Origin of the sequence: Burkholderia sp. Leaf177, assembly GCF_001424345.1 — a bacterium.
In the GTDB taxonomy this organism is placed as follows: domain Bacteria; phylum Pseudomonadota; class Gammaproteobacteria; order Burkholderiales; family Burkholderiaceae; genus Caballeronia.
Map to the genome: position 1 here is coordinate 693,730 of NZ_LMPF01000001.1, position 23,402 is coordinate 717,131.

Consider the following 23,402-nt stretch of genomic DNA (forward strand, 5'->3'; position numbering starts at 1 on the left):
CCTTGAACACGACCATTTCTCCGGCGCAACCCGCCGCTCAACCCGCCGACGCGTTTGCATCGACTCGATTCGTGCTCGTCGAGCCAAGCCATCCGGGCAACGTCGGCGCGGCGGCGCGCGCGCTCAAGACCATGGGATTTTCGCGCCTGATCGTGGTCGCGCCCAAAATCCCGTTCGTCACGCGTGAACCGGAAGCCATCGCGATGGCCTCGGGCGCGGATGACGTGCTGGCATCGGCGCAAGTTGTCGAAACACTCGCCGATGCACTCAGCGGCGTTCATTGGTCCATTGCGCTCACGGCCCGCACGCGCGAATACGGGCCGCCGCAAATGCCACCGCGTGCCGCCGTGGCAAAAGCCTGCGAGCAGGGCGAGGGCGGCGGCGCGCTTGCGCTGGTGTTCGGCAACGAGCGCGTGGGTTTGTCGAATGCGGACGTCGAGCGATGCAGCGCGATCGCGCACATCCCCGCCAATCCCGCGTACAGCTCGCTCAATCTTGCGCAGGCGGTTCAGGTTTTAGCCTACGAATTGCGGCTGGCGTTGCTCGATCGTTCCGAAACCGCTGCTAATGCAACAGCGAGTTCCGCGACCGCGAGCGCGCCAAGCGATGAAATCGAAGGAATGTACGCGCATCTGGAGCAGGCGCTCGTTGCGCTCGATTTCCTCGATCCAGCCAATCCGAAGAAACTGATGTCGAGGTTAAGGCGGCTGTTTTCGCGTTCGGGCCTGGAGCACGAGGAAGTGAATATCCTGCGTGGGATCGCCAAGCACATTCTTTTGCGGGTCAGGCGCTGACCAGGCAGACCGTTCTGCCAGCGGGGGCATCGAAGCGTTTCCGCGCGGCTCGTCCTACAATCTGCACAAAACAAGCTATCGATTCCCGAATTCGTGCTGAGCCCGATCTGAGCCGTAAGGGCATGAGGCACGCGTATTCGCGATAAACCCCGCAGATCACCGACCGAGCCACCGCCATGTTCAACCGACTTCGCGAAGACATTGCCGCCATCCGCGAACGCGATCCCGCCGCCCGCAGCGCCTGGGAAGTCGTGACGTGTTATCCGGGCTTTCACGCGATCGTGTTGCACCGGATCGCGCATGCGTCGTGGGTTGCGGGTGGACACTGGTTTGGACGCTTCGTCTCGCAGATGGCGCGGTTCATGACAGGGATTGAAATTCATCCGGGCGCGACGCTTGGACGGCGCGTGTTTATCGATCACGGGATGGGCGTGGTGATCGGGGAAACGGCGGTTATCGGCGATGACTGCACGATTTATCAAGGCGTGACGCTCGGCGGCACGTCGCTCGCGCGCGGCGCGAAGCGGCATCCGACACTCGAGCGTGGCGTGATCGTGGGCGCCGGCGCAAAAGTGCTCGGCGCGTTCACGGTCGGCGCGGATGCGAAGATCGGTTCGAACGCGGTCGTGGTGAAATCCGTTCCTGCAGGTGGAACGGCAGTCGGCAATCCGGCGCGCGTGGTCATGCCGGCAACGGCAAAACCGGCGCAAAAAGAATGCTCGCCCGAGCGCTCCGCATTCTGCGCCTACGGCATCACGCCGAATGCCGATGATCCCGTTTCCCTCGCGATTCACGGCCTGATCGATCATGCGTCTACGCAGACGCAGCGCGTGGACGAGATTGTCGCGGCACTGGAAAAACTGGGTACGCGAATCGATGCCATCAGCGGCGTGGAGAATGCCGCGTTCATCGACTTGAAGCATCTTTCAGATGTGATGAAGGGCGAGGCGGCGCGTCGCTGAATTTGCCAGGACTTGCGCTATAGCGGCAGCGCCCGGATCCCTTCAGCATCCACACGCAGATAACCGCCGCGCGGCTCGCCATGATCGAGTTCCCAATCAGGCATGACCCACCGCACGCCGTCGTTTTCCCGATGCCGCGCGGGCAAATGCGTGTGCCCGTGGATCATGGTGTGCGTGCCGGTACTGGCGAAGAGTTGCGCGACGGCTTCGCGCGTCACGTCGTATTTAGCTTGAACAGGACGCGCCCGTCCGTTTTCGCTCGTCGACCGCATGCGTTCCGCAATCGATAACCTCAGCTTCAGCGGCAAGCTCAGAAATACTTGCTGCGCCACCGGATTGCGCGCAAATCGCCGGAAGCGCTGATAAGCGGGATCGTCGGTGCAAAGCGCGTCGCCATGAGCGACCACCATGCGCGTGCCGAACGCGGTGATCACGAAAGGATCAGGCAAGGGCATGGCGCCGGCCGCGCGCATGAAGCGCTTGCCGAGCAGGAAGTCGCGATTCCCGTGCATGACATACAAGCCGATTCCACGCTCGGACAAGGTATGCATCAAGTCCGTCATGCGTCGCACGAACGTTGCGCGCGGGCCTTGCACGGAGGCTTCGAGCACGTCGTCGCCGACCCAGAATTCAAATAGATCGCCAAGGATGAACACCGAGTCGGCTTCGTTGGCCGTCACTTCGATGAAATGCTCGAACGCCGCCACCGTCTTTGGAATGGCATCGCTCAAATGGAGATCCGAAATGAAAAACAGCGGGCGCGCTGCAGCTTCAGCGCCCGCTGTTTCAAGTGAATCATTGACGCCTGATGTCAGGTCGGTCAGGTCAGTCAAGTCAGTCATTCACCGACGACAACAGCCTTCTCGATCACGACGTCATCGGCCGGCACGTCCTGGTGAAAGCCCTTCGAGCCGGTCTTCACCTTGCGGATCTTGTCGACGATATCCATGCCGTCCACGACCTTGCCGAACACGGCATAACCCCAGCCTTGCGATGTCGGCGCCGAGTGATTCAGGAACTCGTTGTCACCCACGTTGATGAAGAACTGCGCGGTCGCCGAATGCGGATCGTTCGTGCGCGCCATGGCGAGCGAACCAATTTCGTTCTTCAGGCCATTGTTCGCTTCGTTGTCGATGGGTGCGTCTGTCGGCTTCTGCTTCATGCCCGGTTCGAAGCCGCCGCCCTGGATCATGAACCCGTCGATTACGCGATGGAACACGGTGTTGTCGTAGTGTCCCTTCTTCACGTAGTTCAAGAAGTTCTCGACAGACTTCGGCGCCTTCTCGGCATTCAGTTCGATCTTGATGATGCCGTGATTCGTATGGAGTTCGACCATGATGAATTCCTTTCCTTTTCAAAAGTGGATGGAGCACTACGCGACGCGCACGGCGTATGCCTGCTGCTTGGATCTCTTACTTCCCGACTACGCTCGCGGATTCGATTACGACGTTCGATTGCGGCACATCGCCCATCGGCCCGCGTGTGGTGGTGGGCGTGGCTTCGATCTTCTTCACGACGTCCATGCCCGAGACGACCTTGCCGAAAACGGCATAACCGTTGCCGTCGCCGTTGGGGTAATCGAGGCCGGTGTTATCGACGGTATTGATGAAGAACTGCGACGTGGCCGAATTCGGATCGCTCGTGCGTGCCATCGCGAGGGTGCCGGTGCTGTTCTTCAAGCCGTTCTTGCTTTCAAGCGGAATGGGCGCACGCGTGGGCTTCTCAGCGAAGCTCGTGGTGTAGCCGCCGCCCTGGATCATGAAGCCCGGAATCACACGATGAAAGATTGTGCCGTTGTACTGCCCGGACTTCACGTAATCAAGAAAGTTGGCGACGCTTTTGGGCGCCTTCTCGGGATACAGTTCGACCTTGATGTCGCCTTGCGACGTCTTGAGCAGCACGTTCGGATGAGCGGCTGTCTGCGACGACTGCGCAAACGCAGGCGCCTGGGCGATGAGTGCAGCGCTGCCGAGCGCCAACAACAAACTTTTCATGAGCAATCGTTCCTCTGGTTGGAGCTGCATCTCGTGATGGTTTGAACGGACATCCGACCTTCGCGGTCTGATGTCCGTAGAAACGGGATCACGGTTTGGAAGGTGCGAAATACGGCGTGTTCGAGAGCGGTACGCTGGGTCCGCCGAATGGCGAATAAAGCGGTGCGGACATGTCGCTGGAAGATGAAGACGAGCCGGTCGTGCCCGAGTTCGGCGTGTTCCAGTCAGTGCCGTTCAAGGTTGAAGACGACGCTGACGACGAGGCCACAGGCGCGGAAGCCGACGTTGCAGACGAAGCCGCCGGCACGTGCGAGGCACCCGAAGCAGCAGCCGCAGCAGCGGCGGCCGCCGCTTCCGGACGACGGCGTGGCGGCGGTGAAACGATCTTCTGGATATCGCTCACGCGCTGCGCGGTCAGCGGGCTTCTCGATCCGAGCGTTTGTGCGCGCTTATACGATTCGCTCGCAAGCCGCAAATACAAATCACCGAGGTTTTCGTACGCGAGCGCGTAGCTTGGATTTGCCTTCGTCGCGGTTTCGAGCGCGACGCGCGCTTCGTCATAGCGGCCTTTCTTCGCGTAAAGCGCGGCCAGATTGTTATACGGCTCGGGCAACTCCGGATACGCTTGCGTGAGTTCGGTGAACGCGGTGATGGCTTCGTCGTCGCGATTCAGCCGGGCGAGTACGGTGGCGCGCTTGAACTTCGCCTGGACGTCGCGCGGATTGGTTGCAAGACGTGCGTCGAGCTGGATCAGCGCACTTTGCCATTGCTTCTGCGAGATCGCGGAGTCGATGGCGGGTGTGTCGTCGGCAGTGGCTGTGGAGACTTGTGCAAGCGCCGGCAAGGCCGGCCACAAAGTTGCGCCAAGTCCGAATGCGGCAGTTGCAAGTGCGGTCGCCGCGAGCTTGGCAACGCTTGATACGCGGCGGCTTGTAGGTTTCATAGGCTCGTTTCTGAATGTTATACTCCGGCCCATTCTAACAAAACGTCCGCAACGTTCCGTCGAACGTCCGGACAGTCTTTACGCCACTCGCGGCCGCCTCCGTTTTGATTCGCATGACCCGCATGTTTTCGCGGCGCTGCGCTCCTGTTCCGAGGGATCCTCATCGGTTTCCCATCGCACCGGTTATAGATGAACATGTCTCTCGCCGTTATGCATTCTTCATTATGTTGCTGCGGGTCATGCTGTCGTTCTAGTTCTAGTTCTTGTCGCCGGTCGATAGCAACCTGTAGCATGATCATCTCTGTGCCAATGTGCAGGTTGCACGGTTTGTAAAAGAATCCACGTGTGACACGAACAAGAAAACGCGCAGCACGCTCGCCACATTTGGCCAGCAATCGAAACACTCGGATGTCCCGGCCCCAAGCACCATCGTTTATGAACTCATTGCGCATCTACAACACGCTCGCGCGTGACAAGCAACTTTTTGTGCCGCTCCGTGACGGAGAAGTGCGCATGTATGTCTGCGGAATCACGGTGTACGACTACTGTCACGTCGGGCACGCACGCATGATGATCGTGTTCGACATCGTGCAGCGGTGGCTGCGCACGATCGGCTATGACGTGACATATGTGCGCAACATCACGGACATCGACGACAAGATCATTCGCCGCGCCGTGGAAAACGGCGAATCGATCAAGGCGCTGACCACGCGATTCATCCAGGCCATGTATGACGATCTCGATGCCCTCGGCGTCGAGCGTCCTGACCGCGAGCCACGCGCAACCGATTTCGTGCCGCAGATGCTCGGCATGATCCAGACGCTCGTGAACAACGGTTACGCGTATCAGGCGAGCGATGGCGACGTAAACTATGCCGTGCGCAAGTTCGAGGGCTACGGCAAGCTGTCGGGCAAATCGATTGAAGATCTGCGCGCGGGCGAACGCGTGGCGTCCAACGACGCGAAGCTCGACCCGCTCGACTTCGTATTGTGGAAACGCGCGAAAGAGGGCGAGCCGCCTGACACGGGCTGGGACTCTGCGTGGGGACGCGGCCGGCCGGGCTGGCATATCGAATGTTCGGCAATGGGTTGCACATTGCTCGGAGACCGTTTCGACATTCATGGCGGCGGCCAGGACCTGCAGTTTCCGCACCATGAGAATGAAATTGCGCAGAGCGAGGCGGCAACCGGCGTTCAGTTCGTGAACTACTGGATGCATAACGGCTTCGTGCAAATCGACAGTGAAAAGATGTCGAAGTCGCTTGGCAACTTCTTCACCATCCGCGAAGTGCTCGAGAAATTCGACGCGGAAGTCGTACGCTTTTTTATTGCGCGGGCACACTATCGTTCGCCGCTCAATTACAGCGACGTTCATATAGACGACGCACGTGGGGCGCTCACGCGCCTTTACACCGCGTTGAAAGATGTAAGCCCGGATACGAACCCGCTCGACTGGAACGAAGCGCACGCGTTACGTTTCCAGGCAGCCATGAACGACGACTTCAATACGCCCGTCGCCGTTGCCGTGCTGTTCGAACTGGCGAGCGAAGTGAATCGCTCGCAGGACGCGGTGCTCGCGCGGCAGTTGAAGTCGCTTGGCGGCGTGCTGGGTTTGTTGCAGCGCGAGCCGCGCGCGTTCCTGCAGGACGCGCCGGGCAGTAACAGGAATATTGGCGAAGAGGGCGCTTCCGGCCTCACGCCACTTGATATCGAAACGAAGATCGCTGCTCGCGTTGCTGCGAAACAAGCGAAGAACTATGCCGAAGCAGACCGGATTCGCGCTGAGTTGCTCGAAGCCGGAATTGCACTTGAAGACAAACCGGGTGGGTCGACCGAATGGCGTCGCAGCTGAACGTCCTTCGCATTTTCTGATCGACTCACCAGGTAGGAGGCATGATGGCAACGGCCAGAAAGACGCCGGCTAAACGAGCCGCGTCCGGAAGTAAAGCCGCGACCGATACGACGGTTACGCGGCGTGCAAATGTGAAAGCATCGACAGCGGCGTCCAAGCCATTGGCGAAGAGGCTCAATGGCGCGGCCGACGGCGCTTCGGGCAAGACGGCATCGGCTAAGCGGTTGGTCAACGGGGCAACGTTTGACGATGCGCCAGCTGCGAACGGCGCGACGCGCGCACGCAAGACGGTGCGTGCGGGTGCTGCGAAAGCGTCGCTGAAGAAAGCGAACGGCGAAGCCGCGAAACTGCTCGACGTGAAAACCACTGAAGCCGATGTCGCCGACGGAGCCGCGCAAGCGCTCGTACGCGACCCGCAGGCCGAAGGCGAAATCGTTCGAAAATCACGCGCGATAACGCCGGAAAAAGCGGTCCCCGTGAAAGCGGTCGCCGTGAAGACGGTCCCCGTGAAGACTGTTTCCGTACAGACGCCAGGACTATCGCCCGAAGCCGCGCGCCCTGAATACTGGGACAAGGCCTGCGCGGATCTCGTCAAGCGCGACCGGATCCTGAAGAAGCTGATTCCGAAGTTCGGTCCCGTGCATCTCGTGAATCGTGACGATCCGTTCACCACGCTTGCGCGTTCCGTCGTCGGTCAGCAGATTTCGGTGGCATCCGCGCAAGCTATCTGGAAGCGCGTGGAAGGCGCGTGCCCGACGCTCGCGCCGCAGCAGTTCATCAAGGTCGGACCAGCAAAGCTGCAGTCGTGCGGGTTATCGAAGAGAAAGTCCGAATACATTCTCGATGTCGCGCAGCATTTCGTCTCGGGTGCATTGCACGTGGACAGCTGGACGTCGATGGAAGACGAAGCCGTGATCGCCGAATTGACGCAGATCCGCGGCATCGGCCGGTGGACGGCGGAAATGTTCCTGATCTTCAATCTGTCGCGCCCGGACGTCCTGCCGCTCGACGACCTTGGCCTGATCCAGGCCATCAGCGTCAATTATTTCAGCGGCGAACCTGTCACACGCAGCGAAGCACGCGAAGTCGCGGCCAACTGGGAGCCATGGCGAACGGTCGCCACCTGGTACATGTGGCGCAGCCTTTATCCGGTTCCCGCCGATCACTAAAAGCGTATGATCGGAGTCGGGTAACTATCAATAACGTATAATCGATAGTTTCGACCCGAAATTTAGTGAGGCCGGCGCGGTTAGAATACGCGCTGCCCGATGCTTTAGGATTCGAACATATGAAGACCACTTTTCTGGATTTCGAACAGCCGATCGCTGAACTCGAAGCGAAGATCGAAGAATTGCGCTTTGTTCAGGACGATTCCGCTGTCGATATTTCGGAAGAAATCGAGCGGCTTTCGAAGAAGAGCCAACAGCTCACGAAAGACTTGTACGCCAACCTGACCCCGTGGCAGGTTTCGCAGATCGCGCGTCATCCGCAGCGTCCGTACACGCTCGACTATGTGAACGAACTTTTTACCGACTTCCACGAACTGCACGGCGACCGCTCATACGCTGACGACCTCGCCATTGTTGGCGGCCTCGCGCGTTTCAACGGTCAGGCTTGCATGGTGATCGGCCAGCAAAAGGGACGTGACACGAAGGAACGCGCGGCGCGCAATTTCGGCATGCCGCGTCCGGAGGGGTATCGAAAGGCCGAGCGCCTGATGCGTCTCGCGGAAAAATTCGGTTTGCCGATTTTCACGTTCATCGATACACCCGGTGCGTATCCCGGCATTGGCGCCGAAGAGCGCGGCCAGTCGGAAGCGATCGGCCGCAACCTGTATGTGATGGCCGAGTTGAAGACACCGATCATTGCGACCATCATTGGCGAAGGCGGCTCCGGCGGTGCGCTCGCCATCGCGGTTGCGGACAGCGTGCTGATGCTGCAATTTTCCACGTACTCGGTCATTTCTCCGGAAGGCTGTGCGTCCATTTTGTGGAAGAGCGCGGCGAAGGCGCCGGAAGCTGCCGAGGCGCTCGGTTTGACCGCGCATCGGCTGAAGGCGCTTGGGTTGATCGACAAGATCGTGAACGAACCGCTCGGCGGCGCGCATCGTGATCCAAAGGGCATGGCTGCATTGTTGCGCCGCGCGCTGTCCGACACGCTGCGTCAGTTCCACGGCATGAACGCACTCGACGTCCGTGCCCGTCGTTTCGACAAGCTGATGGCGTACGGCAAGTTCAAGGAAAACATGCCGGGAGCGTGAGCGTGCACGCTTCGCTCACCTTCTGCGGATAAGCGATCCCGTGACTTCCGACACTGAAACTTCCGCCAGCCGTCTTGTAACGGATGCAGTTCGCGCGGCGCTAGCCAATGTGTCGGCGTCCGCTAATAATCCCATCGCCGTCGCGTTCAGCGGCGGTCTCGATTCCACCACGCTTCTCGATGCCGCCGTGCGTTGCGCGGGGCAATCGCACATCGTGGCGTTGCACATTCATCACGGGCTGAGTCCAAATGCCGACGCCTGGGCCGCGCATTGCCACGCGTTCGCCCGTGCATTGGGCGTGCGGTTTGCATCGCGTCAGGTCGATGTGGTGCGAGAAGGGGGCGAAAGTCTCGAAGCGGCGGCGCGCGATGCGCGTTACAGGGCGCTCGATGCCTTATGCGCCGAGCATGGCGCCACGACGTTGTGGCTCGCGCATCACGCCGACGATCAGGCGGAAACCGTATTGCTGCAATTGCTGCGCGGCGCGGGCGTGGCCGGCCTTGCGGCAATGGCGCCGCAACGCGCCGACGGACTGTCCGTGCCGCGTGTGCGTCCGTTGCTGAACTTGCTGAGAGCGCAGCTCGAGCACTACGCGCATGAACGCGACCTGCGCTGGATTGACGACGAATCCAATGCCGATACACGTTACGCCCGCAACGCGTTGCGTCACGATGTCCTGCCGGCGCTCGCCGTGCATTTTCCCGGCTTTCGCGATGCGCTTGCGCGCACGGCATCGCACGCGGCATCGGCGCAACGGCTGCTGGATGATCTTGCGCGCATCGATTTGCAATCGGCTGCCCGCGCTGACGACGACAACGCGTTGAGTTTGCCGGCGTTGCTCGCTCTCGACGACGAACGCGCGATCAATCTGCTGCGTTACTGGATGCGCGCGTTTGGGTTGCAGGCGGCGTCGGCTGCTCGGATTGGTGAGATCCTGCGCCAAGTTCGCGATGCTGCAGCCTCCCGCGACGGCCATGCATTGCGCATCGATCATGCTGGGCATTGCTTGCGGGTGTATCGCGATTCCATTTTCTGGGAAACGGGCGAAAGCGCCGACCCTGCGGATCTCGACAATGGCGCTGCTTCGCCACGTGCGGCCAGCAGGCTGAACTGGGACGGCGAAAGCGTCTGGCGTCTGCCGCAATGGCGCGGGAGTTTCGTGTTCGCGCCGGTGGCCGAGGACGATCCCGACTTGGCCAGCTCCGTGTCCGAGGCTTTGCTGCGTTCCGAGCCGCTCGTTGCGCGTTCGCGTGCGGGCGGCGAGCGCGTGCGGGTTTCGGCGGATGGACCAAGCCGCACGCTCAAAAATCTGTTCCAGGAGCAGGGCGTGCCGGGATGGAAACGCGACGTGCCGCTGCTTTTTTCCGGCGATACCCTGTTGTTCGTGCCGCTGATCGGGATCAACCGGGCGTGCGAGCAACTAGGCGATAAAAGCGGTCACCGGCGGCGTATCGTGTGGCAGCCGGATCTGTTGATTGCATGATTGGGTTTGAAGTCGAAAAGCAAAAACAGATCGGTAAAAAGTTTGCCTTTTTGCACGCTGAAAGAGCGCCAATCCATGTCGCTTTGCCCGTTCCAGCTTGTGTTTTAGGCTTTGATCGGGTACGTTTACCGGTTTCCCGCAACGCCTTTCAAGCAGCTTTTCCGTCCAGAAGACGCGTTTTTGGCCGCTGGAATCGCATTTTGCGCGTGAGCGAACCTTGCGCGCGCGGCAATCGCGTTTCGTCGTCACGCTTAAGTCGTCGATCGCACTTTTCAGGTCCCGCCCGGCTTTATTTCCAGGGGCGGCATCTGTTGCAATACGTGAACCACGTGCGGTACGCGGCGCATTACACGGCGCGCAGCGCGGCTTTTCCTCCAGCTTAAAACGACAATGGCACTCATCGTACATAAATACGGCGGCACTTCGATGGGCTCGGTCGAGCGCATCAAGAACGTCGCCAGGCGCGTCGCCAAATGGCATAAGGCAGGCCACAAAATGGTCGTCGTCCCGTCGGCCATGTCCGGCGAAACGAACCGCCTGCTCGGCCTCGCGCGTGAAATCACCCCTGACCCCGACCCGCGCGAACTCGACATGATCGCCTCCACCGGCGAGCAGGTTAGCGTCGGCCTTCTGGCTATCGCCTTGCAAGCCGAAGGGCTCGAAGCGGTCAGCTATGCGGGCTGGCAAGTCCCGATCAAGACCGATAGCGCGTTCACGAAAGCACGCATTAGCGACATCGACGGCACCCGGGTGCTCGCCGATCTCGACGCCGGCAAAGTCGTCGTGATCACGGGTTTTCAGGGCGTCGATCCGGAAGGCCATATCGCAACGCTGGGACGCGGCGGCTCGGATACGTCGGCGGTGGCGATCGCGGCCGCATTGAAAGCCGATGAATGCCTGATCTATACGGATGTCGACGGCGTGTACACAACCGACCCGCGCGTGGTGGAAGAAGCGCGCCGGCTGGATCGTGTGACGTTCGAGGAAATGCTTGAAATGGCGAGCCTCGGATCGAAGGTGCTGCAGATCCGTTCGGTGGAATTTGCAGGTAAATATCAGGTGAAGACGCGTGTGTTGTCGAGCCTGACAGACCCTTTGATTCCGCTTGAAATTGAAATGTGCTCGGGCACCCTGATTACTTTTGAAGAAGACGAGACCATGGAAAAAGCTGTTATCTCGGGTATCGCGTTCCAGCGCGACGAAGCACGTATTGCCGTGATGGGCGTGCCCGACAAGCCGGGTATCGCGTATCAGATTCTCGGGCCGGTGGCGGATGCGAACATCGACATCGACATGATCATCCAGAACACGAGCGTGGACGGCAAGACCGACTTCACGTTCACGGTCGGTCGCGGCGATTACGCGCGCGCCATGGATATCCTGACGAATCAGGTCAAGGAACACGTGAAGGCCGAGCAGGTTCGTGGCGATCCCAAGGTCTCAAAGGTGTCGGTTGTTGGCGTAGGTATGCGTTCGCACGTAGGCATTGCCAGCACGATGTTCCGTACGCTGGCAGAAGAAGGCATCAATATCCAGATGATCTCGACGTCAGAAATCAAGATTTCGGTGCTTATCGACGAAAAATACACCGAGCTTGCGGTGCGCGCGTTGCACAAGGTGTTTGAACTCGATCGCGCGTGAACCTGCCTGTTGGCGGTTGAACGGCGGGTTAAAGCGGGGTGTTTGTCGGCGTTGCAAGGCTTGATCTGTTGCCTGTCACTGCGCCCTCAGATACGAAAAATTTTGTCTCATGAAATTGACCCGCAGCGGCTAACCCGCTATCATCTTGGCTTCGTCGCGCTGACTCCCGCGCGGCAGAAAGTGCAGGAGACGTGGCCGAGAGGTTGAAGGTACTCCCCTGCTAAGGGAGCATCTGGGCTAAAACCTGGATCGAGGGTTCGAATCCCTCCGTCTCCGCCAGAAGATGGTCAAAAACCCCGTAGATCTAACGATCTACGGGGTTTTGTTTTTGATGCGCCGGTTTTGTGCTTCGTGTGCCGTCAGGTTCTTAACGGTGAGCTTATCGCCCGTGCGAGGCTTGCCTTAACGTTTCAACGCCTGCGGCCGTCGCTTCATCGGCGGCGAAGAATATTTCGATGGCCAGCTCGGACAACGTCACATCGACCGGTGTGCCAAACACGAGCGTCGTCGAGATAAACGACAAACGTCCAGCCGTGGTGTTCAGCACGAAAGGAATGGCGAAAGAGCCTTCGTTTGTCTGATCGTCGTTTGAAGCACCCGGATAGCTTGCCAACTCATCGCGTAACGCCATGAGTTGCGCGTCACCACTTGCACGTATCTGCCCATCGAGCCTTTCGAGCAAATGCTTTCGCCATTGCCCGAGATTCACGATCTTCGACGCCAGGCCGCGTGGATGCAGACTCAAGCGAAGCACGTTGACAGGCTGTTCGAGCAACGCGGGATACGGACCGGCATCGGCGATAAGCGACGCAACAGCAGCGTTCGCCGATACCAGATTCCAGTGCCGATCGATCGCAAGCGCCGGGTAGGGCTCGTGGCTCTTCAATACTTGCTCGATGGCGAGCCTTGCGGGCGCCATCGACTGATCGTCCAGCGGGCGCTGCTGGTAGACCGGCGCGTAACCGGCGGCGGCGAGCAATTGATTGCGTTCACGTAATGGAATCTGAAGGTATTCGGCCAGACGCAGCACCATTGCGCGGCTCGGCGCGGCGCGCCCGGTCTCGATGAAACTCAGGTGCCGGCTCGAAATTTCCGCTTCATTGGCTAACAAAAGCTGACTCATGCGCCGCCGTTCGCGCCAATGCCTGATCAGCGCGCCAATGGATACGGTCGTAGATATGTTCGTCGAGGTCACGATGTTCATGTTCCTACCTTAGCCGAGCGCCGCGCACGCGGCCATTACCTCTAGCGTAATCGACGCGCTGCACGCCGCTGTCGATGATGGCTTCCAGGCCGCGCCAATCGGGTCCGGCCACAAGTCGAGTACGTCGGAAAAGGAGAGCATCATGACCGAGCATGAAATGTTGGTGGACCGTTATATCGATGCCTGGAACGAGACGAACATGTCGCGCCGCGAGACGCTGGCCGAGCAGGTACTGCTTGCAAACGGCCGCTATGTCGACCCGATGATGAACAGCACCGGGCCCCAGGGCTTCGCCGACATGATCGGCGAATTTCAGTCGGCCATGCCGGGTTTGAGCTTCGAGCGCGTTGGCAAAATCGATGCAACCGGCAAGACGGTGCGCTTCAGTTGGCGTTTGATCGATGCAACCGGCCGGCAATTTGCGAGCGGAACGGATATTGGCGATTTCTGCGTCGATGGTCGCTTCGCCAGCATCACGGGGTTTATCGATAGCGCTATAACGAATCCCGACTGGAGCGTCGAAAAATACGCGGCGTTCTGGGCCGCGCCGGACTTTAGCAAGCCGTCGGACGAACTGGCCGCTGGTATCGAGGGATATTGGCCGGGGCTCGATGCGCCGCTCAGCGGTATTGAAGCGTATGTCCGTCCGCTGCATGAACTGGTGCGCCGCGTCCCCGATTTCAGGCTTGAAGTCGCTGATCACGCAAGCCGTGGCGACACGGTTTTTATTCGATGGGTTGCCACAGGCACGCACGGCGGCGAGCCGCTGCGTTTCGAAGGCGTGGATTGCGTTCGGCACAAGGATGGTCAGGTCTATGAAAATCGTATTTTCTGCGACCATCCGCTGGTGCTTTCTCTGAATCGCTAGGTTGGAAAACCGGTTGCTGATGACTTGCTAGTCGTCCAGAACGTCATCTTGATCCGCGTCGGTTTCGGTCTGGCCTCGTACCGTGCGTCGCTTTTGCTGCACGTGATACGCGGTCAACACGGCATGAACGACCATGTCCAGCGCTGGCTTCGCGTTGCCTTGCTTGTCGGTCCAGACCTTCGGTGTGAGGGCGCCGGCAAGCGAGACGCTGTCGCCGTCATCGAGCGCTTGCAGCGCTTCCTTGGCGATATCGTCGAAAGCAATCACATTGATGAAGAGACTCTCGCCGTCGCCCGCTGCGGCGCGAACCCGGCACGTGACGAAGTGAGTGCCATGCTGGCCGGTACGTACTTGAGCCGTACCATAAAGCCGTCCGGAAACGAGACCGTCGATCATCGGATTTTTCCTTCGAAATCGCGGATTGTCTCATCGGAAGCGCGAGTCCGCGTGAAGCCTCGCTGAACATGACCATCCTGGTCCGCAGATCGGTGCCAGAAATCTTATGTCACATCTGGTCGTCGGTCGTAATTCGGGGTTACCGCCTTGAAACAATCCCGGCGACTTGTTCGGCTAAGATTTATCTCAACGAAACCGATAAACGTTGAGGCTTCAAATGAACAACAAATTAAAGACATCGATTTTTGCAGGAGCAGTAGCGGTCGGGGTGTTGGGACTATCTGGCGCGGCAATGGCGCAAGTTCGGCTGGGGATCAATATCGGCGTTCCCGCTCCCGCGCCAGTGTATGTTGCCCCGCAACCCGTTTATGCACCGCCTCCGCCGCCGGTTGTTTATGCGCCGCCCCCGCCGCCGGTGTATGCACAACCTGCCATCGTGATTGGCTGGCATGGCGATCGATACTATGACGGCCGCCGTTATTGGGCTCGCGATGACTGGTATCGCCACCATGGCGGCGGTCCGCGATATGGCGATCATCGCGGCTGGCATTGAGCGGTTGCCGCTCTTAGCGCTGCAAAGCACAAAAGGCCATTCGCGTAAGCGGATGGCCTTTTGATTTATCAGCAAGCTTTAGCGGTTTGCGGCATGTAACAAAGAGTAAGCTTTCCGCAGACAATATGCGCCGCCGTCGAACTTATTACAAAGTTGAAATACTGGATCGGCCTCTATCCGTTATATTCGCTTCCACCTGAACAATGACGGCCCGAGGCACGCCCTTACATGAACACGATCTGCAGTATCCGTAGTCTTGCCGGCATCGCTGGCATATGCCTCGTCACCTTGTCGGGCGCGGCCCATGCAGGCGGCGTGCACCTGGGCATCAACATTGGAATCCCCGCGCCTGTTTATGTGGCGCCACAGCCATATTACGCACCTCCACCTCCGCCTGTCATCTATCAGCCGGCGCCGGTGTATGCGCCTCCTCCGGTTGTGATCGGCTGGTATGGAAACCGGTATTACGATGGCCGGCGCTACTGGGCCCGTGACGACTGGTATCGTCATAACGGCGGCGGTCGCGGCTACTATGGCGGTCCGCCGCGCGGTCATGGCGGCGGCAACGGTCATGGCGGTGGCAATGGCAATGGTAATGGTCACGGCGGCGGACACGGAAACGATCACCGCAGATAACCACGCGCAAGCTGTACAAGTAAAAAGCCCGTTCCGGTATTCCGGGACGGGCTTTTGTTTTGCCGTGAGGCAATGCGTTCGCTGAGGACGTTACTCTGCAGCGCTTTGGGGCGTCATTCCGCCAACGACGGCATTAAAGCCGCTATCGACGTGAATTATCTCGGCGCTCACGCCGGCGGCCAGGTCCGACAACAGGAACGCCGCAACATTGCCCACCTGATCGATGGTCACATTGCGCCGCAACGGCGCGTTGTTTTCGACGAACTCCAGGATCTTGCCAAAGCTCTTGATGCCGCTTGCGGCCAATGTCTTGATCGGGCCGGCCGAGATGCCGTTCACGCGCACGCCTTTGTCACCCAGCGCTTCAGCCAGATACCGCACGCTGGCTTCAAGCGATGCTTTCGCCAAACCCATTGTGTTGTAGTTGGGAATCGCGCGCTCGGCGCCGAGGTAGCTGAGCGTGAGCAAGGCGGCATCGGGGGAGAGCATTGGCTGAGCAGCTTTCGCAAGCGCCGGGAAGCTGTACGCGGAAATATCGTGGGCAATGCGGAAATTCTCGCGCGTCATGCCATCGAGGAAATTGCCTGCAATCGCTTCGCGCGGCGCAAAGCCGATGGAATGCACCAGACCGTCGAGCGTGTCCCAGCGTTCCTTGAGCGAGGCGAAGAGGGCGTCGATGTCCTCGTCGCTTGCAACGTCGCAAGGAAAGATCAGGTCGCTGCCGAATTCCGTCGCGAACTCGGTGATGCGATCCTTGAAGCGCTCACCCACATAGGTGAAGGCGAGTTCGGCGCCTTCGCGCTTGCAAGCCGCCGCAATGCCATAGGCGATCGACCGGTTCGACAGCAAGCCCGTCAGCAGAATCCGTTTTCCAGCGAGAAATCCCATGATGCTCCTTAAGAAGTCAGTATTGCACTCGTCCCGAATGACGGCGCGATAGCGGCGCGAGAAGCGTGTGCGCCTCGTTACAATGCCCGGGACAATTGTTTTAAGTAGAATTCTCTCACATTGCCGGGCCGGCGCCGCGGCCAAGCGGGTATGGCAGACAATGCCGGCAAGACGTTTTTCCGATCATCGTTGAATGGTACGCATAAAGGCACTCATGACGACTGGCTCCCGATGGGTCATCGGTCCACTGTTCGCAACGCTGGTCATTGCTTTTGGCGCGCTCGTGGTTTCCCGTCCGGCATCGGCTGCTTACGCCATCGCGCAATATGGCGAGCCGAAATATCCGGCCGGTTTCAAGCACTTCGATTATGTCGATCCCAACGCGCCACGCGGCGGCACGCTGGTCCTCGCCAATCCGAACCGGCTGACCAGTTTCGATAAATTCAACCCCTTCACGCTGCGCGGCAATTCGGCGCCCGGTCTCGGCTTCATGTTCGAGAGCCTGACGACGGGAAGCCTCGACGAGGTATCGACGGCCTACGGTCTTCTCGCCGACGACATCAGCGTCGCGCCCGATGGACTTTCAGCCACGTTTCACATCAATCCGGGCGCGCGGTTTTCGAACGGCGATCCGGTCACGGCCGAGGACGTCAAATATTCGTTCGAGACGCTCAAAAGCCCGCAGGCCGCGCCGCAATATTCGGTGTACTTCGGGCAGATAACGCGGGCGGTCGTCGTCGATCCATTGACGATTCGCTTCGAATTCAAGGAGCACACGCGCGAGATGCCGTTCATCGCGGGCGGGATTCCGGTGTTTTCGCGCAAGTGGGGCATGAAGCCGGACGGAAGCCACGTGCCTTTCGATCAACTCGCGTTTCAGAAGCCCATAGGCAGCGGCCCTTATCTCATTGAACACTATGACAACGGCCGCACGATTACCTACAGGCGCAATCCGGCGTATTGGGGCAATGCGTTGCCCGTGCGCGTTGGCACGTACAACTTCGAGCGCATCAACTACAAGTTGTATTCGGACGGCGTCGCGCGGCTGGAGGCGTTCAAGGCCGGCGAATACGATGCGCTTGTGGAATATATCGCGCGCAACTGGGTGCGTCGGGATATCGGCAAACGGTTCGACAACGGCGAGCTGATCAAACGCGAATTCCGCAATCACAACGGCACCGGCATGCAAGGGTTCTTCATCAACTTGCGTCGTCCCATCTTCAAGGATCTGCGCGTGAGGCAGGCCCTCGATCTCGCCTTCGATTTCCAGTGGCTCAACCGCCAGTTGTTTTTCAACCAGTACACGCGTATCGACAGTTTTTTTGCCAACACGGATCTCGCGGCGACCGGCATGCCGAGCGCGGGCGAACTGGCGATCCTGTCGCCGTTGCGCGCGCAACTCGATCCCGCGGTTTTCGGTCCGATATTCGGCCCGATGGTGAAGCAGCCCGATACCGACGCACCCGGCTCACTGCGCGCAAACCTGATCAAGGCGCGCCAGCTTCTCGCCGACGCCGGCTGGACATATCGCGATGGCGCCTTGCGCAACGCGAAGGGCGATCCGTTCGTGTTCGAAATCCTGGACGACTCGGGTGGTGGCGCATCGATGGAACCCGTCGTTGCCACGTTCCAGCGCAATTTGCAGAAGCTCGGGATCGTGGCGAACTTTCGCCTGGTGGATTTTGCCTTGATCCAAAAGCGGCTCGATGCGTACGACTTCGACATGACCAGCATCCGCATGCCCGACGTGCAGATTCCCGGCACGGAGCAGGAGACGCGATTCGGCAGCAAATCGGCGGATCAACAGGGCTCGGATAATTACATCGGCTTGAAGTCGCCGGCGGTCGATTCGATCGTGCATACGCTGATCGGCGCACAGACCCGGGAGCAGCTTCTCGATGCCACGCACGCGCTCGACCGGGTCCTGATGCACGGCTACTATGTGATCCCGCATTGGTACACGGCGTCGCACCGGGTCGCGTATCGCAACACGCTCGCGTATCCGGCGACCTTGCCGCTGTACTACACCGCCGAGGACTGGATTACGTCTACGTGGTGGTTCAAGCCGGCTCAGCCCGCAGCGCAGTAAATTAAAGCATTCAACCGGACCGCCGCCCATGTGGAGCTACATCCTCAAACGCATCTTGCTGATGATCCCGACGTTGCTCGGCGTGCTCACGCTCACGTTCGCCGTGATCCAGTTCGTGCCGGGCGGTCCGGTGGAGCAAGCCGTGCACGAGTTGCGGCGCGGCGAGCAAACCACGAGCTTCGGCATGCGCCAGCATACGGGCGTGGATGCACAACAAGTCGCGCAACTCCGCGCGCTCTACGGCTTCGATAAACCTCCGCTACAGCGCTATTTCCTGATGCTCGGCCGCTTCGCGCGCTTCGATCTCGGCGACAGTTATTTCCGCCATCAAAGCGTGTGGTCGCTGATCGTGTCGAAGCTGCCGGTGTCGATCAGCATCGGCTTATGGACGTTTTTTCTTACGTATCTGATCTCGGTGCCGCTCGGCATTGCAAAGGCGGTGCGCAACGGTTCCACATTCGACGTCACCACAAGTTTGCTCGTGTTGATCGGCTTCGCGATTCCCGGTTTCGTGCTCGGCGTGTTGCTGCTCGTACTCTTCGGCGGCGGCTCTTTCTGGCAACTGTTCCCGCTGCGCAATCTCACTTCCGACAACTGGGCGACGCTCAGCCTCGGTGGGAAAATCGCGGACTATTTGTGGCACATCACATTGCCGATCATTGCGTCGGTGGTCGGCAGTTTTGCCGTGATCACCATGCTGACAAAGAACGCGTTCCTCGATGAAATCCGCAAGCAATATGTGCTGACGGCGCGGGCGAAAGGGTTATCGGAGCGAACGGTGCTTTGGAAGCACGTGTTTCGCAACGCATTGCTGCCGTTGATCGTCGGGTTTCCGGGCGCGTTTATCGGCGCATTTTTCACGGGCAGCTTGTTGATCGAGACACTTTTTTCCCTCGATGGCCTTGGTCTCCTCTCCTATGAATCGGTCGTGCGGCGCGACTATCCGGTCGTGCTCGGCACCTTGTATTTGTTCACGCTGATCGGGCTTGCAACCAAGCTGATTTCCGACCTTTGTTATGTGTGGGTCGACCCGCGCATTCAATTCGAACAACTGGAGCGTTGAGTTGAACCAGTCCATGCTCCGCACGCCCCGCGACAGCGACGCGCAACCATTGAGCGCGCCTGTATCGATCACGCCAGGCCGACGGGTCTGGCAGCGTTTCAAGCGCAACCGGCTCGGCTACTGGAGCCTCGTGATCTTCGTGATTGCGTTCGCGATCAGTCTCGCCGGGCCGTTGTGGTCCAACGATAAACCACTGGTTGTCCGCTATCAGGGCCATCTCTACTTTCCGCTGGTGAAGACGTATTCGGAAACCACCTTCGGCGGTGATTTCCCTACGCCTGCCGATTATCTGGATCCGTACATTCGCGACCGTTTCAGCGAAGGCGGCAACTTCGCCGTCTATCCGCCGAATCACTATTACTACGACACGCTCAACTACTTTTCGAAAGGCTCGAACCCGGCGCCGCCATCGCGTGAAAACTGGCTCGGCACCGACGACCGTGGCCGCGACGTCTTTGCGCGGCTGCTATACGGCTTTCGGGTATCGGTGATCTTCGCGCTGGTGTTGACGGCAATAGGCACTGTGCTCGGCATGCTCGCAGGCGCGGTGCAGGGTTATTTCGGCGGGCGCACCGACCTGACCGGCCAGCGGCTGATCGAGATCTGGAGCGCGTTGCCCGAGTTGTATCTGCTGATCATCTTCGCATCGATTTTCGAGCCGAGTTTGTTGCTGCTCGTGGTGCTGTTGTCGCTCTTCGGATGGATCGGATTGTCGGATTACGTGCGCGCCGAGTTCCTGCGCAACCGCACGCAAGACTACGTGCGCGCGGCGCGGGCAATGGGTTTGTCGAACGCACAGATCATCTGGCGGCATATCCTGCCGAACAGCCTCACGCCCGTCATCACCTTCCTGCCGTTTCGCATGAGCGGTGCGATTCTCGCGCTCACGAGCCTCGATTTTCTCGGTCTCGGCGTGCCTTCGCCAACACCGTCGCTCGGCGAATTGCTCGCGCAAGGCAAGGCGAATCTCGACGCGTGGTGGATATCGTTGTCGACGTTCGGCGTGCTGGTCGCGACCTTGCTGCTGCTTACGTTCATGGGCGACGCGCTGCGCAACGCGCTTGACACGCGCATCTCTGATGCCATCAAAGCCGGAGGCGGGAAATGAGCGCGCCGTTGCTGGAAATCGCTGATTTGCGGGTGCGTTTTGGCGACACCATGGCCGTCGATGGCGTCAGCCTCAGGATCGAACCCGGCGAGCGCGTGGCGCTGGTCGGCGAGTCGGGATCGGGCAAGAGCGTGACGGCGCTGTCCATCCTGCGGCTTTTGCGCGATGCCGAGCTGACCGGCTCGATCCGGTTCGACGGCCAGGAACTGCTCGTGAAAAGCGAAGCGGAAATGCGCAAGCTTCGCGGCTCCGACATCGCGATGATCTTCCAGGAGCCGATGACCGCGCTGAACCCGCTTTTCACCATAGGCGACCAGATCATCGAAACCATCGTGCTGCACGATGGTGTGTCGGCACGCGATGCCCGCCGCCGCGCGATCGACCTGCTTGCGCGCACGGGCATTACGGAGCCGGAAAAGCGCATCGACCGGTACGCGCATCAACTTTCCGGCGGGCAACGTCAGCGCGCGATGATCGCAATGGCGCTCGCATGCCGTCCGCGCCTTCTTCTCGCCGATGAACCCACGACCGCCCTCGACGTCACGATCCGCGCGCAGATCGTGGAATTGCTGCTCGAACTTCAGCGCGATGAGGCCGCGTCACGCGGCATGGCCGTCCTGCTGATCACGCACGACCTCAACCTGGTGCGCAAGTTCGCGCAGCGCGTGGCCGTGATGGAGCAGGGCGTGCTGGTGGAAAGCGGCACGGTGGAATCGATCTTCGCGTCGCCGCAGCATCCGTACACGATTCGCCTGCTAGAAAGCAAACCGGAACGTACGGTCCTGCCGGTCTTGCCGCTCTCGCCGGTTTTGCTCGACGCGAAAGATGTATCGGTGGAATTCGCCACGAAGATCGCCGGCGTCGGCGGCTGGTTCCGGCGTGGCGCGTTCAAAGCAGTCGACGACGTGTCGGTCACGGTGCGGCAGGGCGAGACGCTCGGTATTGTCGGAGAATCGGGATCGGGCAAATCCACCTTGGCGATGGCCTTGCTCGGTTTGCAGCGCACATCGCACGGTTCGGTGGAATTCCAGGGACGCGCGCTCGCTGATTACCGCGGCCGCGAGCAGACCGTGCTGCGCTCGAACATGCAAGTGGTGTTTCAGGACCCGTACAGTTCGCTCTCGCCACGCCAGACCATCGAGCGGATCGTGGGGGAAGGTTTGGCGCTGCATCGCCCGGAACTTGGCGCCGCCGCGCGTCACGCGAAGATCATCGCGGTCCTGCGCGAGGTCGGGATGGACCGGACCTGCCTGAATCGCTACCCGCACGAGTTCTCCGGCGGCCAGCGGCAGCGCATCGCAATCGCCCGTGCGCTGGTGCTTGAACCGCGAATCCTGATCCTCGATGAACCGACCAGCGCACTCGATGTCTCAATTCAACATCAAGTTTTGCGTCTGCTTGCCGATATACAACGGAAGTACAACATGGGCTATGTTTTCATCAGCCATGACCTCGAAGTCATTGGCGCGATGGCGCACCGGGTCGTGGTCATGCAGAACGGAACTATCGTCGAGATGGGTGATGTGGAGAATATTTTTGCCACGCCGTCCCACGAATACACAAGAAAGTTACTGAAAGCAGCGATCGCGGCCTAATTTTCACCAATTAGGTGCGCATCTCAATTGTATTTATCTATGCCTTTTGACATGTAAATAATATCTGGCTAGTATCGAGCAAACTTTTTCCGCATCACTCTGATTTTTCAGACTTTTTCACCCCAAACTTACCGACCGATGCAGCCATTGACCTTGACTCACACATGCGCGCGCGCAGCAGCCAGCATGTTGATCGGCCTGATGATGACAGCAGCTAGCGGTGCGTTCGCCGACGAAGTCAACATTTCGAGCCAAAATGCCAGCAACAGCATTTTTTCGTCGCCGAAAGCAGCTAATGACATCTATCCCGTTGCCGGTTCCGGCAATGTGACAAGCACCTCTTCCATCACCCCAGCCGCCGCTTCAAGCGGCAGCACGCGTTCATTCCTTTCCGGCATGGCGAGCAAGGCGGGCGACGTCGTCGTCGGCGCGCTCAACATGATTGGCGTGCGCTATCGCTGGGGCGGCAATACGCCCGATTCCGGCCTGGATTGCAGCGGCTTCGTGCGTTACGTGTTTCAGGACACGTTAGGCATGACGCTGCCGCGCCGCGCCGAAGAAATGAGCCGTGTTGGCGAGAAGGTTCGTGTGAGCGAACTGAAACCAGGCGATCTCGTGTTCTTCAACACCATGCGCCGCTCGTTTTCCCACGTTGGCATCTACATTGGTGACAACAAGTTCGTGCATTCGCCGTCCACCGGCAGCACGATCCGTGTCGACGACATGGACAACAGCTACTGGGAAAAGCGTTACACGGGCGCTCGTAGAATTGAGGCAACGTTCCCAATCGATGGCGTGGATCTGCGTCAGCGAGTCAATGCCACCATTGGCGGCAACGCGGACAATTAAGCCGCTCGGAATAATCTGACCGGCTGACTCTGCGCCAGCCGGCAGCCAAGCCCGCCCTCTAGAAGAAGGCGGGCTTTCCCCGTTTGTTCGTTCATGTCATCTGCGACTTCATAGTCAAGCACAAAACTTGACACGCTGATCGCTGCCTCCAGGCAACCTTGCCACGTACAATCGCCAGCTTTCTACCGCTGCTGTGACGCCCCGTCGCAGTCAATTACGCGAATG

24 protein-coding genes and 1 tRNA gene are annotated in these 23,402 nt (G+C 59.6%); 17 read left to right on the forward strand and 8 right to left on the reverse strand.

Annotation, left to right across the window (positions count from 1 at the left end; genetic code table 11):
* The first annotated feature begins 2 nt into the window (after positions 1-2).
* Together ASG35_RS03145 and cysE are read left to right on the forward strand one after the other, a co-directional pair.
* The gene (locus ASG35_RS03145; RefSeq protein ID WP_056352601.1) at positions 3-794 is read left to right on the forward strand and encodes an RNA methyltransferase; all 792 of its coding nucleotides are present in this window, start codon (positions 3-5) and stop codon (positions 792-794) included.
* A gap of 176 nt (positions 795-970) precedes the next feature.
* A complete protein-coding gene (gene cysE, locus ASG35_RS03150; protein ID WP_056352602.1) occupies positions 971-1,756 on the forward strand; it encodes a serine O-acetyltransferase in 786 nt (261 codons plus the stop codon).
* Positions 1,757-1,773: 17 nt separating this feature from the next.
* Here the strand turns inward: cysE and ASG35_RS03155 are convergent, their stop codons facing one another.
* The 4 genes from ASG35_RS03155 to ASG35_RS03170 form a co-directional block, all read right to left on the reverse strand.
* Complete coding sequence (locus tag ASG35_RS03155) at positions 1,774-2,598, reverse strand: UDP-2,3-diacylglucosamine diphosphatase (RefSeq protein ID WP_082508197.1); 825 nt, start codon at positions 2,596-2,598, stop codon at positions 1,774-1,776.
* The gene (locus ASG35_RS03160) at positions 2,595-3,092 is read right to left on the reverse strand and encodes a peptidylprolyl isomerase (RefSeq protein WP_056352604.1); all 498 of its coding nucleotides are present in this window, start codon (positions 3,090-3,092) and stop codon (positions 2,595-2,597) included. The genes ASG35_RS03155 and ASG35_RS03160 overlap by 4 nt, the downstream gene beginning before the upstream one ends.
* A gap of 76 nt (positions 3,093-3,168) precedes the next feature.
* On the reverse strand, positions 3,169-3,750 hold the full coding sequence (locus tag ASG35_RS03165; protein WP_056352954.1) for a peptidylprolyl isomerase: 582 nt from the start codon (positions 3,748-3,750) through the stop codon (positions 3,169-3,171).
* A gap of 88 nt (positions 3,751-3,838) precedes the next feature.
* Complete coding sequence (locus ASG35_RS03170) at positions 3,839-4,693, reverse strand: tetratricopeptide repeat protein (protein WP_056352606.1); 855 nt, start codon at positions 4,691-4,693, stop codon at positions 3,839-3,841.
* A 435-nt stretch (positions 4,694-5,128) separates the two neighbouring features.
* Here ASG35_RS03170 and cysS point away from each other — a divergent pair, with 435 nt between their 5' ends.
* The 7 genes from cysS to ASG35_RS03200 all read left to right on the forward strand — a co-directional run bounded on the left by cysS (position 5,129) and on the right by ASG35_RS03200 (position 12,207).
* On the forward strand, positions 5,129-6,544 hold the full coding sequence (gene cysS, locus ASG35_RS03175) for a cysteine--tRNA ligase (RefSeq protein WP_056352609.1): 1,416 nt from the start codon (positions 5,129-5,131) through the stop codon (positions 6,542-6,544).
* A 44-nt stretch (positions 6,545-6,588) separates the two neighbouring features.
* The gene (locus tag ASG35_RS03180) at positions 6,589-7,713 is read left to right on the forward strand and encodes a DNA-3-methyladenine glycosylase family protein (protein WP_056352956.1); all 1,125 of its coding nucleotides are present in this window, start codon (positions 6,589-6,591) and stop codon (positions 7,711-7,713) included.
* A gap of 119 nt (positions 7,714-7,832) precedes the next feature.
* A complete protein-coding gene (locus ASG35_RS03185) occupies positions 7,833-8,804 on the forward strand; it encodes an acetyl-CoA carboxylase carboxyltransferase subunit alpha (RefSeq protein WP_056352611.1) in 972 nt (323 codons plus the stop codon).
* Positions 8,805-8,844: 40 nt separating this feature from the next.
* Positions 8,845-10,287, forward strand: coding sequence for a tRNA lysidine(34) synthetase TilS (gene tilS / locus ASG35_RS03190; protein ID WP_056352612.1), 1,443 nt, complete (start codon positions 8,845-8,847; stop codon positions 10,285-10,287).
* Positions 10,284-10,670, forward strand: a complete 387-nt coding sequence (locus ASG35_RS31185) for a hypothetical protein (protein WP_156392971.1) — start codon at positions 10,284-10,286, stop codon at positions 10,668-10,670. Before tilS ends, ASG35_RS31185 begins: the two co-directional genes overlap by 4 nt.
* A 7-nt stretch (positions 10,671-10,677) precedes the next feature.
* Positions 10,678-11,928 (forward strand): aspartate kinase, encoded by a 1,251-nt coding sequence (locus ASG35_RS03195; protein WP_056352614.1) that lies wholly within the window; start codon positions 10,678-10,680, stop codon positions 11,926-11,928.
* A gap of 185 nt (positions 11,929-12,113) precedes the next feature.
* A tRNA-Ser gene (locus ASG35_RS03200) sits at positions 12,114-12,207 on the forward strand.
* A 100-nt stretch (positions 12,208-12,307) separates the two neighbouring features.
* Here the strand turns inward: ASG35_RS03200 and ASG35_RS03205 are convergent.
* On the reverse strand, positions 12,308-13,132 hold the full coding sequence (locus ASG35_RS03205) for a helix-turn-helix domain-containing protein (protein ID WP_056352615.1): 825 nt from the start codon (positions 13,130-13,132) through the stop codon (positions 12,308-12,310).
* 9 nt (positions 13,133-13,141) lie between these two features.
* Entirely contained in the window at positions 13,142-13,276 is a 135-nt protein-coding gene (locus ASG35_RS32435) for a hypothetical protein (protein WP_268761109.1), read from the reverse strand.
* Here ASG35_RS32435 and ASG35_RS03210 point away from each other — a divergent pair.
* The gene (locus tag ASG35_RS03210; RefSeq protein WP_056352617.1) at positions 13,275-14,000 is read left to right on the forward strand and encodes a nuclear transport factor 2 family protein; all 726 of its coding nucleotides are present in this window, start codon (positions 13,275-13,277) and stop codon (positions 13,998-14,000) included. The two genes, ASG35_RS32435 and ASG35_RS03210, sit on opposite strands and share 2 nt — an antisense overlap.
* Positions 14,001-14,027: 27 nt before the next feature.
* On the opposite strand, the gene ASG35_RS03215 is transcribed toward ASG35_RS03210, so the two are convergent.
* The gene (locus ASG35_RS03215; RefSeq protein ID WP_056352619.1) at positions 14,028-14,396 is read right to left on the reverse strand and encodes a single-stranded DNA-binding protein; all 369 of its coding nucleotides are present in this window, start codon (positions 14,394-14,396) and stop codon (positions 14,028-14,030) included.
* A 217-nt stretch (positions 14,397-14,613) separates the two neighbouring features.
* Between ASG35_RS03215 and ASG35_RS30660 the strand changes: the two genes are divergently transcribed.
* Together ASG35_RS30660 and ASG35_RS03220 are read left to right on the forward strand one after the other, a co-directional pair.
* Complete coding sequence (locus ASG35_RS30660; protein ID WP_082508199.1) at positions 14,614-14,949, forward strand: hypothetical protein; 336 nt, start codon at positions 14,614-14,616, stop codon at positions 14,947-14,949.
* Positions 14,950-15,177: 228 nt separating this feature from the next.
* Complete coding sequence (locus ASG35_RS03220; protein ID WP_056352621.1) at positions 15,178-15,585, forward strand: hypothetical protein; 408 nt, start codon at positions 15,178-15,180, stop codon at positions 15,583-15,585.
* A 90-nt stretch (positions 15,586-15,675) separates the two neighbouring features.
* On the opposite strand, the gene fabI is transcribed toward ASG35_RS03220, so the two are convergent.
* Entirely contained in the window at positions 15,676-16,473 is a 798-nt protein-coding gene (fabI, locus tag ASG35_RS03225) for an enoyl-ACP reductase FabI (protein WP_056352623.1), read from the reverse strand.
* Positions 16,474-16,687: 214 nt separating this feature from the next.
* Here fabI and ASG35_RS03230 point away from each other — a divergent pair, with 214 nt between their 5' ends.
* The 5 genes from ASG35_RS03230 to ASG35_RS03250 all read left to right on the forward strand — a co-directional run bounded on the left by ASG35_RS03230 (position 16,688) and on the right by ASG35_RS03250 (position 23,177).
* A complete protein-coding gene (locus tag ASG35_RS03230) occupies positions 16,688-18,562 on the forward strand; it encodes an extracellular solute-binding protein (protein WP_056352625.1) in 1,875 nt (624 codons plus the stop codon).
* A gap of 28 nt (positions 18,563-18,590) precedes the next feature.
* A complete protein-coding gene (locus ASG35_RS03235) occupies positions 18,591-19,625 on the forward strand; it encodes a microcin C ABC transporter permease YejB (protein ID WP_056352626.1) in 1,035 nt (344 codons plus the stop codon).
* Positions 19,626-19,638: 13 nt separating this feature from the next.
* Positions 19,639-20,733 (forward strand): ABC transporter permease, encoded by a 1,095-nt coding sequence (locus tag ASG35_RS03240; RefSeq protein ID WP_056352628.1) that lies wholly within the window; start codon positions 19,639-19,641, stop codon positions 20,731-20,733.
* Complete coding sequence (locus ASG35_RS03245) at positions 20,730-22,328, forward strand: ABC transporter ATP-binding protein (protein WP_056352630.1); 1,599 nt, start codon at positions 20,730-20,732, stop codon at positions 22,326-22,328. Before ASG35_RS03240 ends, ASG35_RS03245 begins: the two co-directional genes overlap by 4 nt.
* A gap of 138 nt (positions 22,329-22,466) precedes the next feature.
* A complete protein-coding gene (locus ASG35_RS03250; protein ID WP_056352632.1) occupies positions 22,467-23,177 on the forward strand; it encodes a C40 family peptidase in 711 nt (236 codons plus the stop codon).
* Positions 23,178-23,402: the final 225 nt, after the last annotated feature.

What these genes read in the sequence shown, in the direction of transcription:
- ASG35_RS03180 (WP_056352956.1), top strand. Translation starts at nt 6,589, where the DNA reads ATGGCAACGGCCAGAAAGACGCCGGCTAAACGAGCCGCGTCCGGAAGT.
- fabI (WP_056352623.1), bottom strand. Translation starts at nt 16,473, where the DNA reads ATGGGATTTCTCGCTGGAAAACGGATTCTGCTGACGGGCTTGCTGTCG.
- ASG35_RS03155 (WP_082508197.1), bottom strand. Translation starts at nt 2,598, where the DNA reads ATGACTGACTTGACTGACCTGACCGACCTGACATCAGGCGTCAATGAT.
- ASG35_RS31185 (WP_156392971.1), top strand. Translation starts at nt 10,284, where the DNA reads ATGATTGGGTTTGAAGTCGAAAAGCAAAAACAGATCGGTAAAAAGTTT.
- ASG35_RS03185 (WP_056352611.1), top strand. Translation starts at nt 7,833, where the DNA reads ATGAAGACCACTTTTCTGGATTTCGAACAGCCGATCGCTGAACTCGAA.
- ASG35_RS03220 (WP_056352621.1), top strand. Translation starts at nt 15,178, where the DNA reads ATGAACACGATCTGCAGTATCCGTAGTCTTGCCGGCATCGCTGGCATA.
- ASG35_RS03195 (WP_056352614.1), top strand. Translation starts at nt 10,678, where the DNA reads ATGGCACTCATCGTACATAAATACGGCGGCACTTCGATGGGCTCGGTC.
- ASG35_RS32435 (WP_268761109.1), bottom strand. Translation starts at nt 13,276, where the DNA reads ATGATGCTCTCCTTTTCCGACGTACTCGACTTGTGGCCGGACCCGATT.
- ASG35_RS03165 (WP_056352954.1), bottom strand. Translation starts at nt 3,750, where the DNA reads ATGAAAAGTTTGTTGTTGGCGCTCGGCAGCGCTGCACTCATCGCCCAG.
- ASG35_RS03170 (WP_056352606.1), bottom strand. Translation starts at nt 4,693, where the DNA reads ATGAAACCTACAAGCCGCCGCGTATCAAGCGTTGCCAAGCTCGCGGCG.
- ASG35_RS03240 (WP_056352628.1), top strand. Translation starts at nt 19,639, where the DNA reads ATGCTCCGCACGCCCCGCGACAGCGACGCGCAACCATTGAGCGCGCCT.
- ASG35_RS03245 (WP_056352630.1), top strand. Translation starts at nt 20,730, where the DNA reads ATGAGCGCGCCGTTGCTGGAAATCGCTGATTTGCGGGTGCGTTTTGGC.
- ASG35_RS03235 (WP_056352626.1), top strand. Translation starts at nt 18,591, where the DNA reads ATGTGGAGCTACATCCTCAAACGCATCTTGCTGATGATCCCGACGTTG.
- cysS (WP_056352609.1), top strand. Translation starts at nt 5,129, where the DNA reads ATGAACTCATTGCGCATCTACAACACGCTCGCGCGTGACAAGCAACTT.
- ASG35_RS03205 (WP_056352615.1), bottom strand. Translation starts at nt 13,132, where the DNA reads ATGAACATCGTGACCTCGACGAACATATCTACGACCGTATCCATTGGC.
- ASG35_RS03250 (WP_056352632.1), top strand. Translation starts at nt 22,467, where the DNA reads ATGCAGCCATTGACCTTGACTCACACATGCGCGCGCGCAGCAGCCAGC.
- ASG35_RS03215 (WP_056352619.1), bottom strand. Translation starts at nt 14,396, where the DNA reads ATGATCGACGGTCTCGTTTCCGGACGGCTTTATGGTACGGCTCAAGTA.
- cysE (WP_056352602.1), top strand. Translation starts at nt 971, where the DNA reads ATGTTCAACCGACTTCGCGAAGACATTGCCGCCATCCGCGAACGCGAT.
- ASG35_RS03210 (WP_056352617.1), top strand. Translation starts at nt 13,275, where the DNA reads ATGACCGAGCATGAAATGTTGGTGGACCGTTATATCGATGCCTGGAAC.
- ASG35_RS03230 (WP_056352625.1), top strand. Translation starts at nt 16,688, where the DNA reads ATGACGACTGGCTCCCGATGGGTCATCGGTCCACTGTTCGCAACGCTG.
- ASG35_RS03160 (WP_056352604.1), bottom strand. Translation starts at nt 3,092, where the DNA reads ATGGTCGAACTCCATACGAATCACGGCATCATCAAGATCGAACTGAAT.
- ASG35_RS30660 (WP_082508199.1), top strand. Translation starts at nt 14,614, where the DNA reads ATGAACAACAAATTAAAGACATCGATTTTTGCAGGAGCAGTAGCGGTC.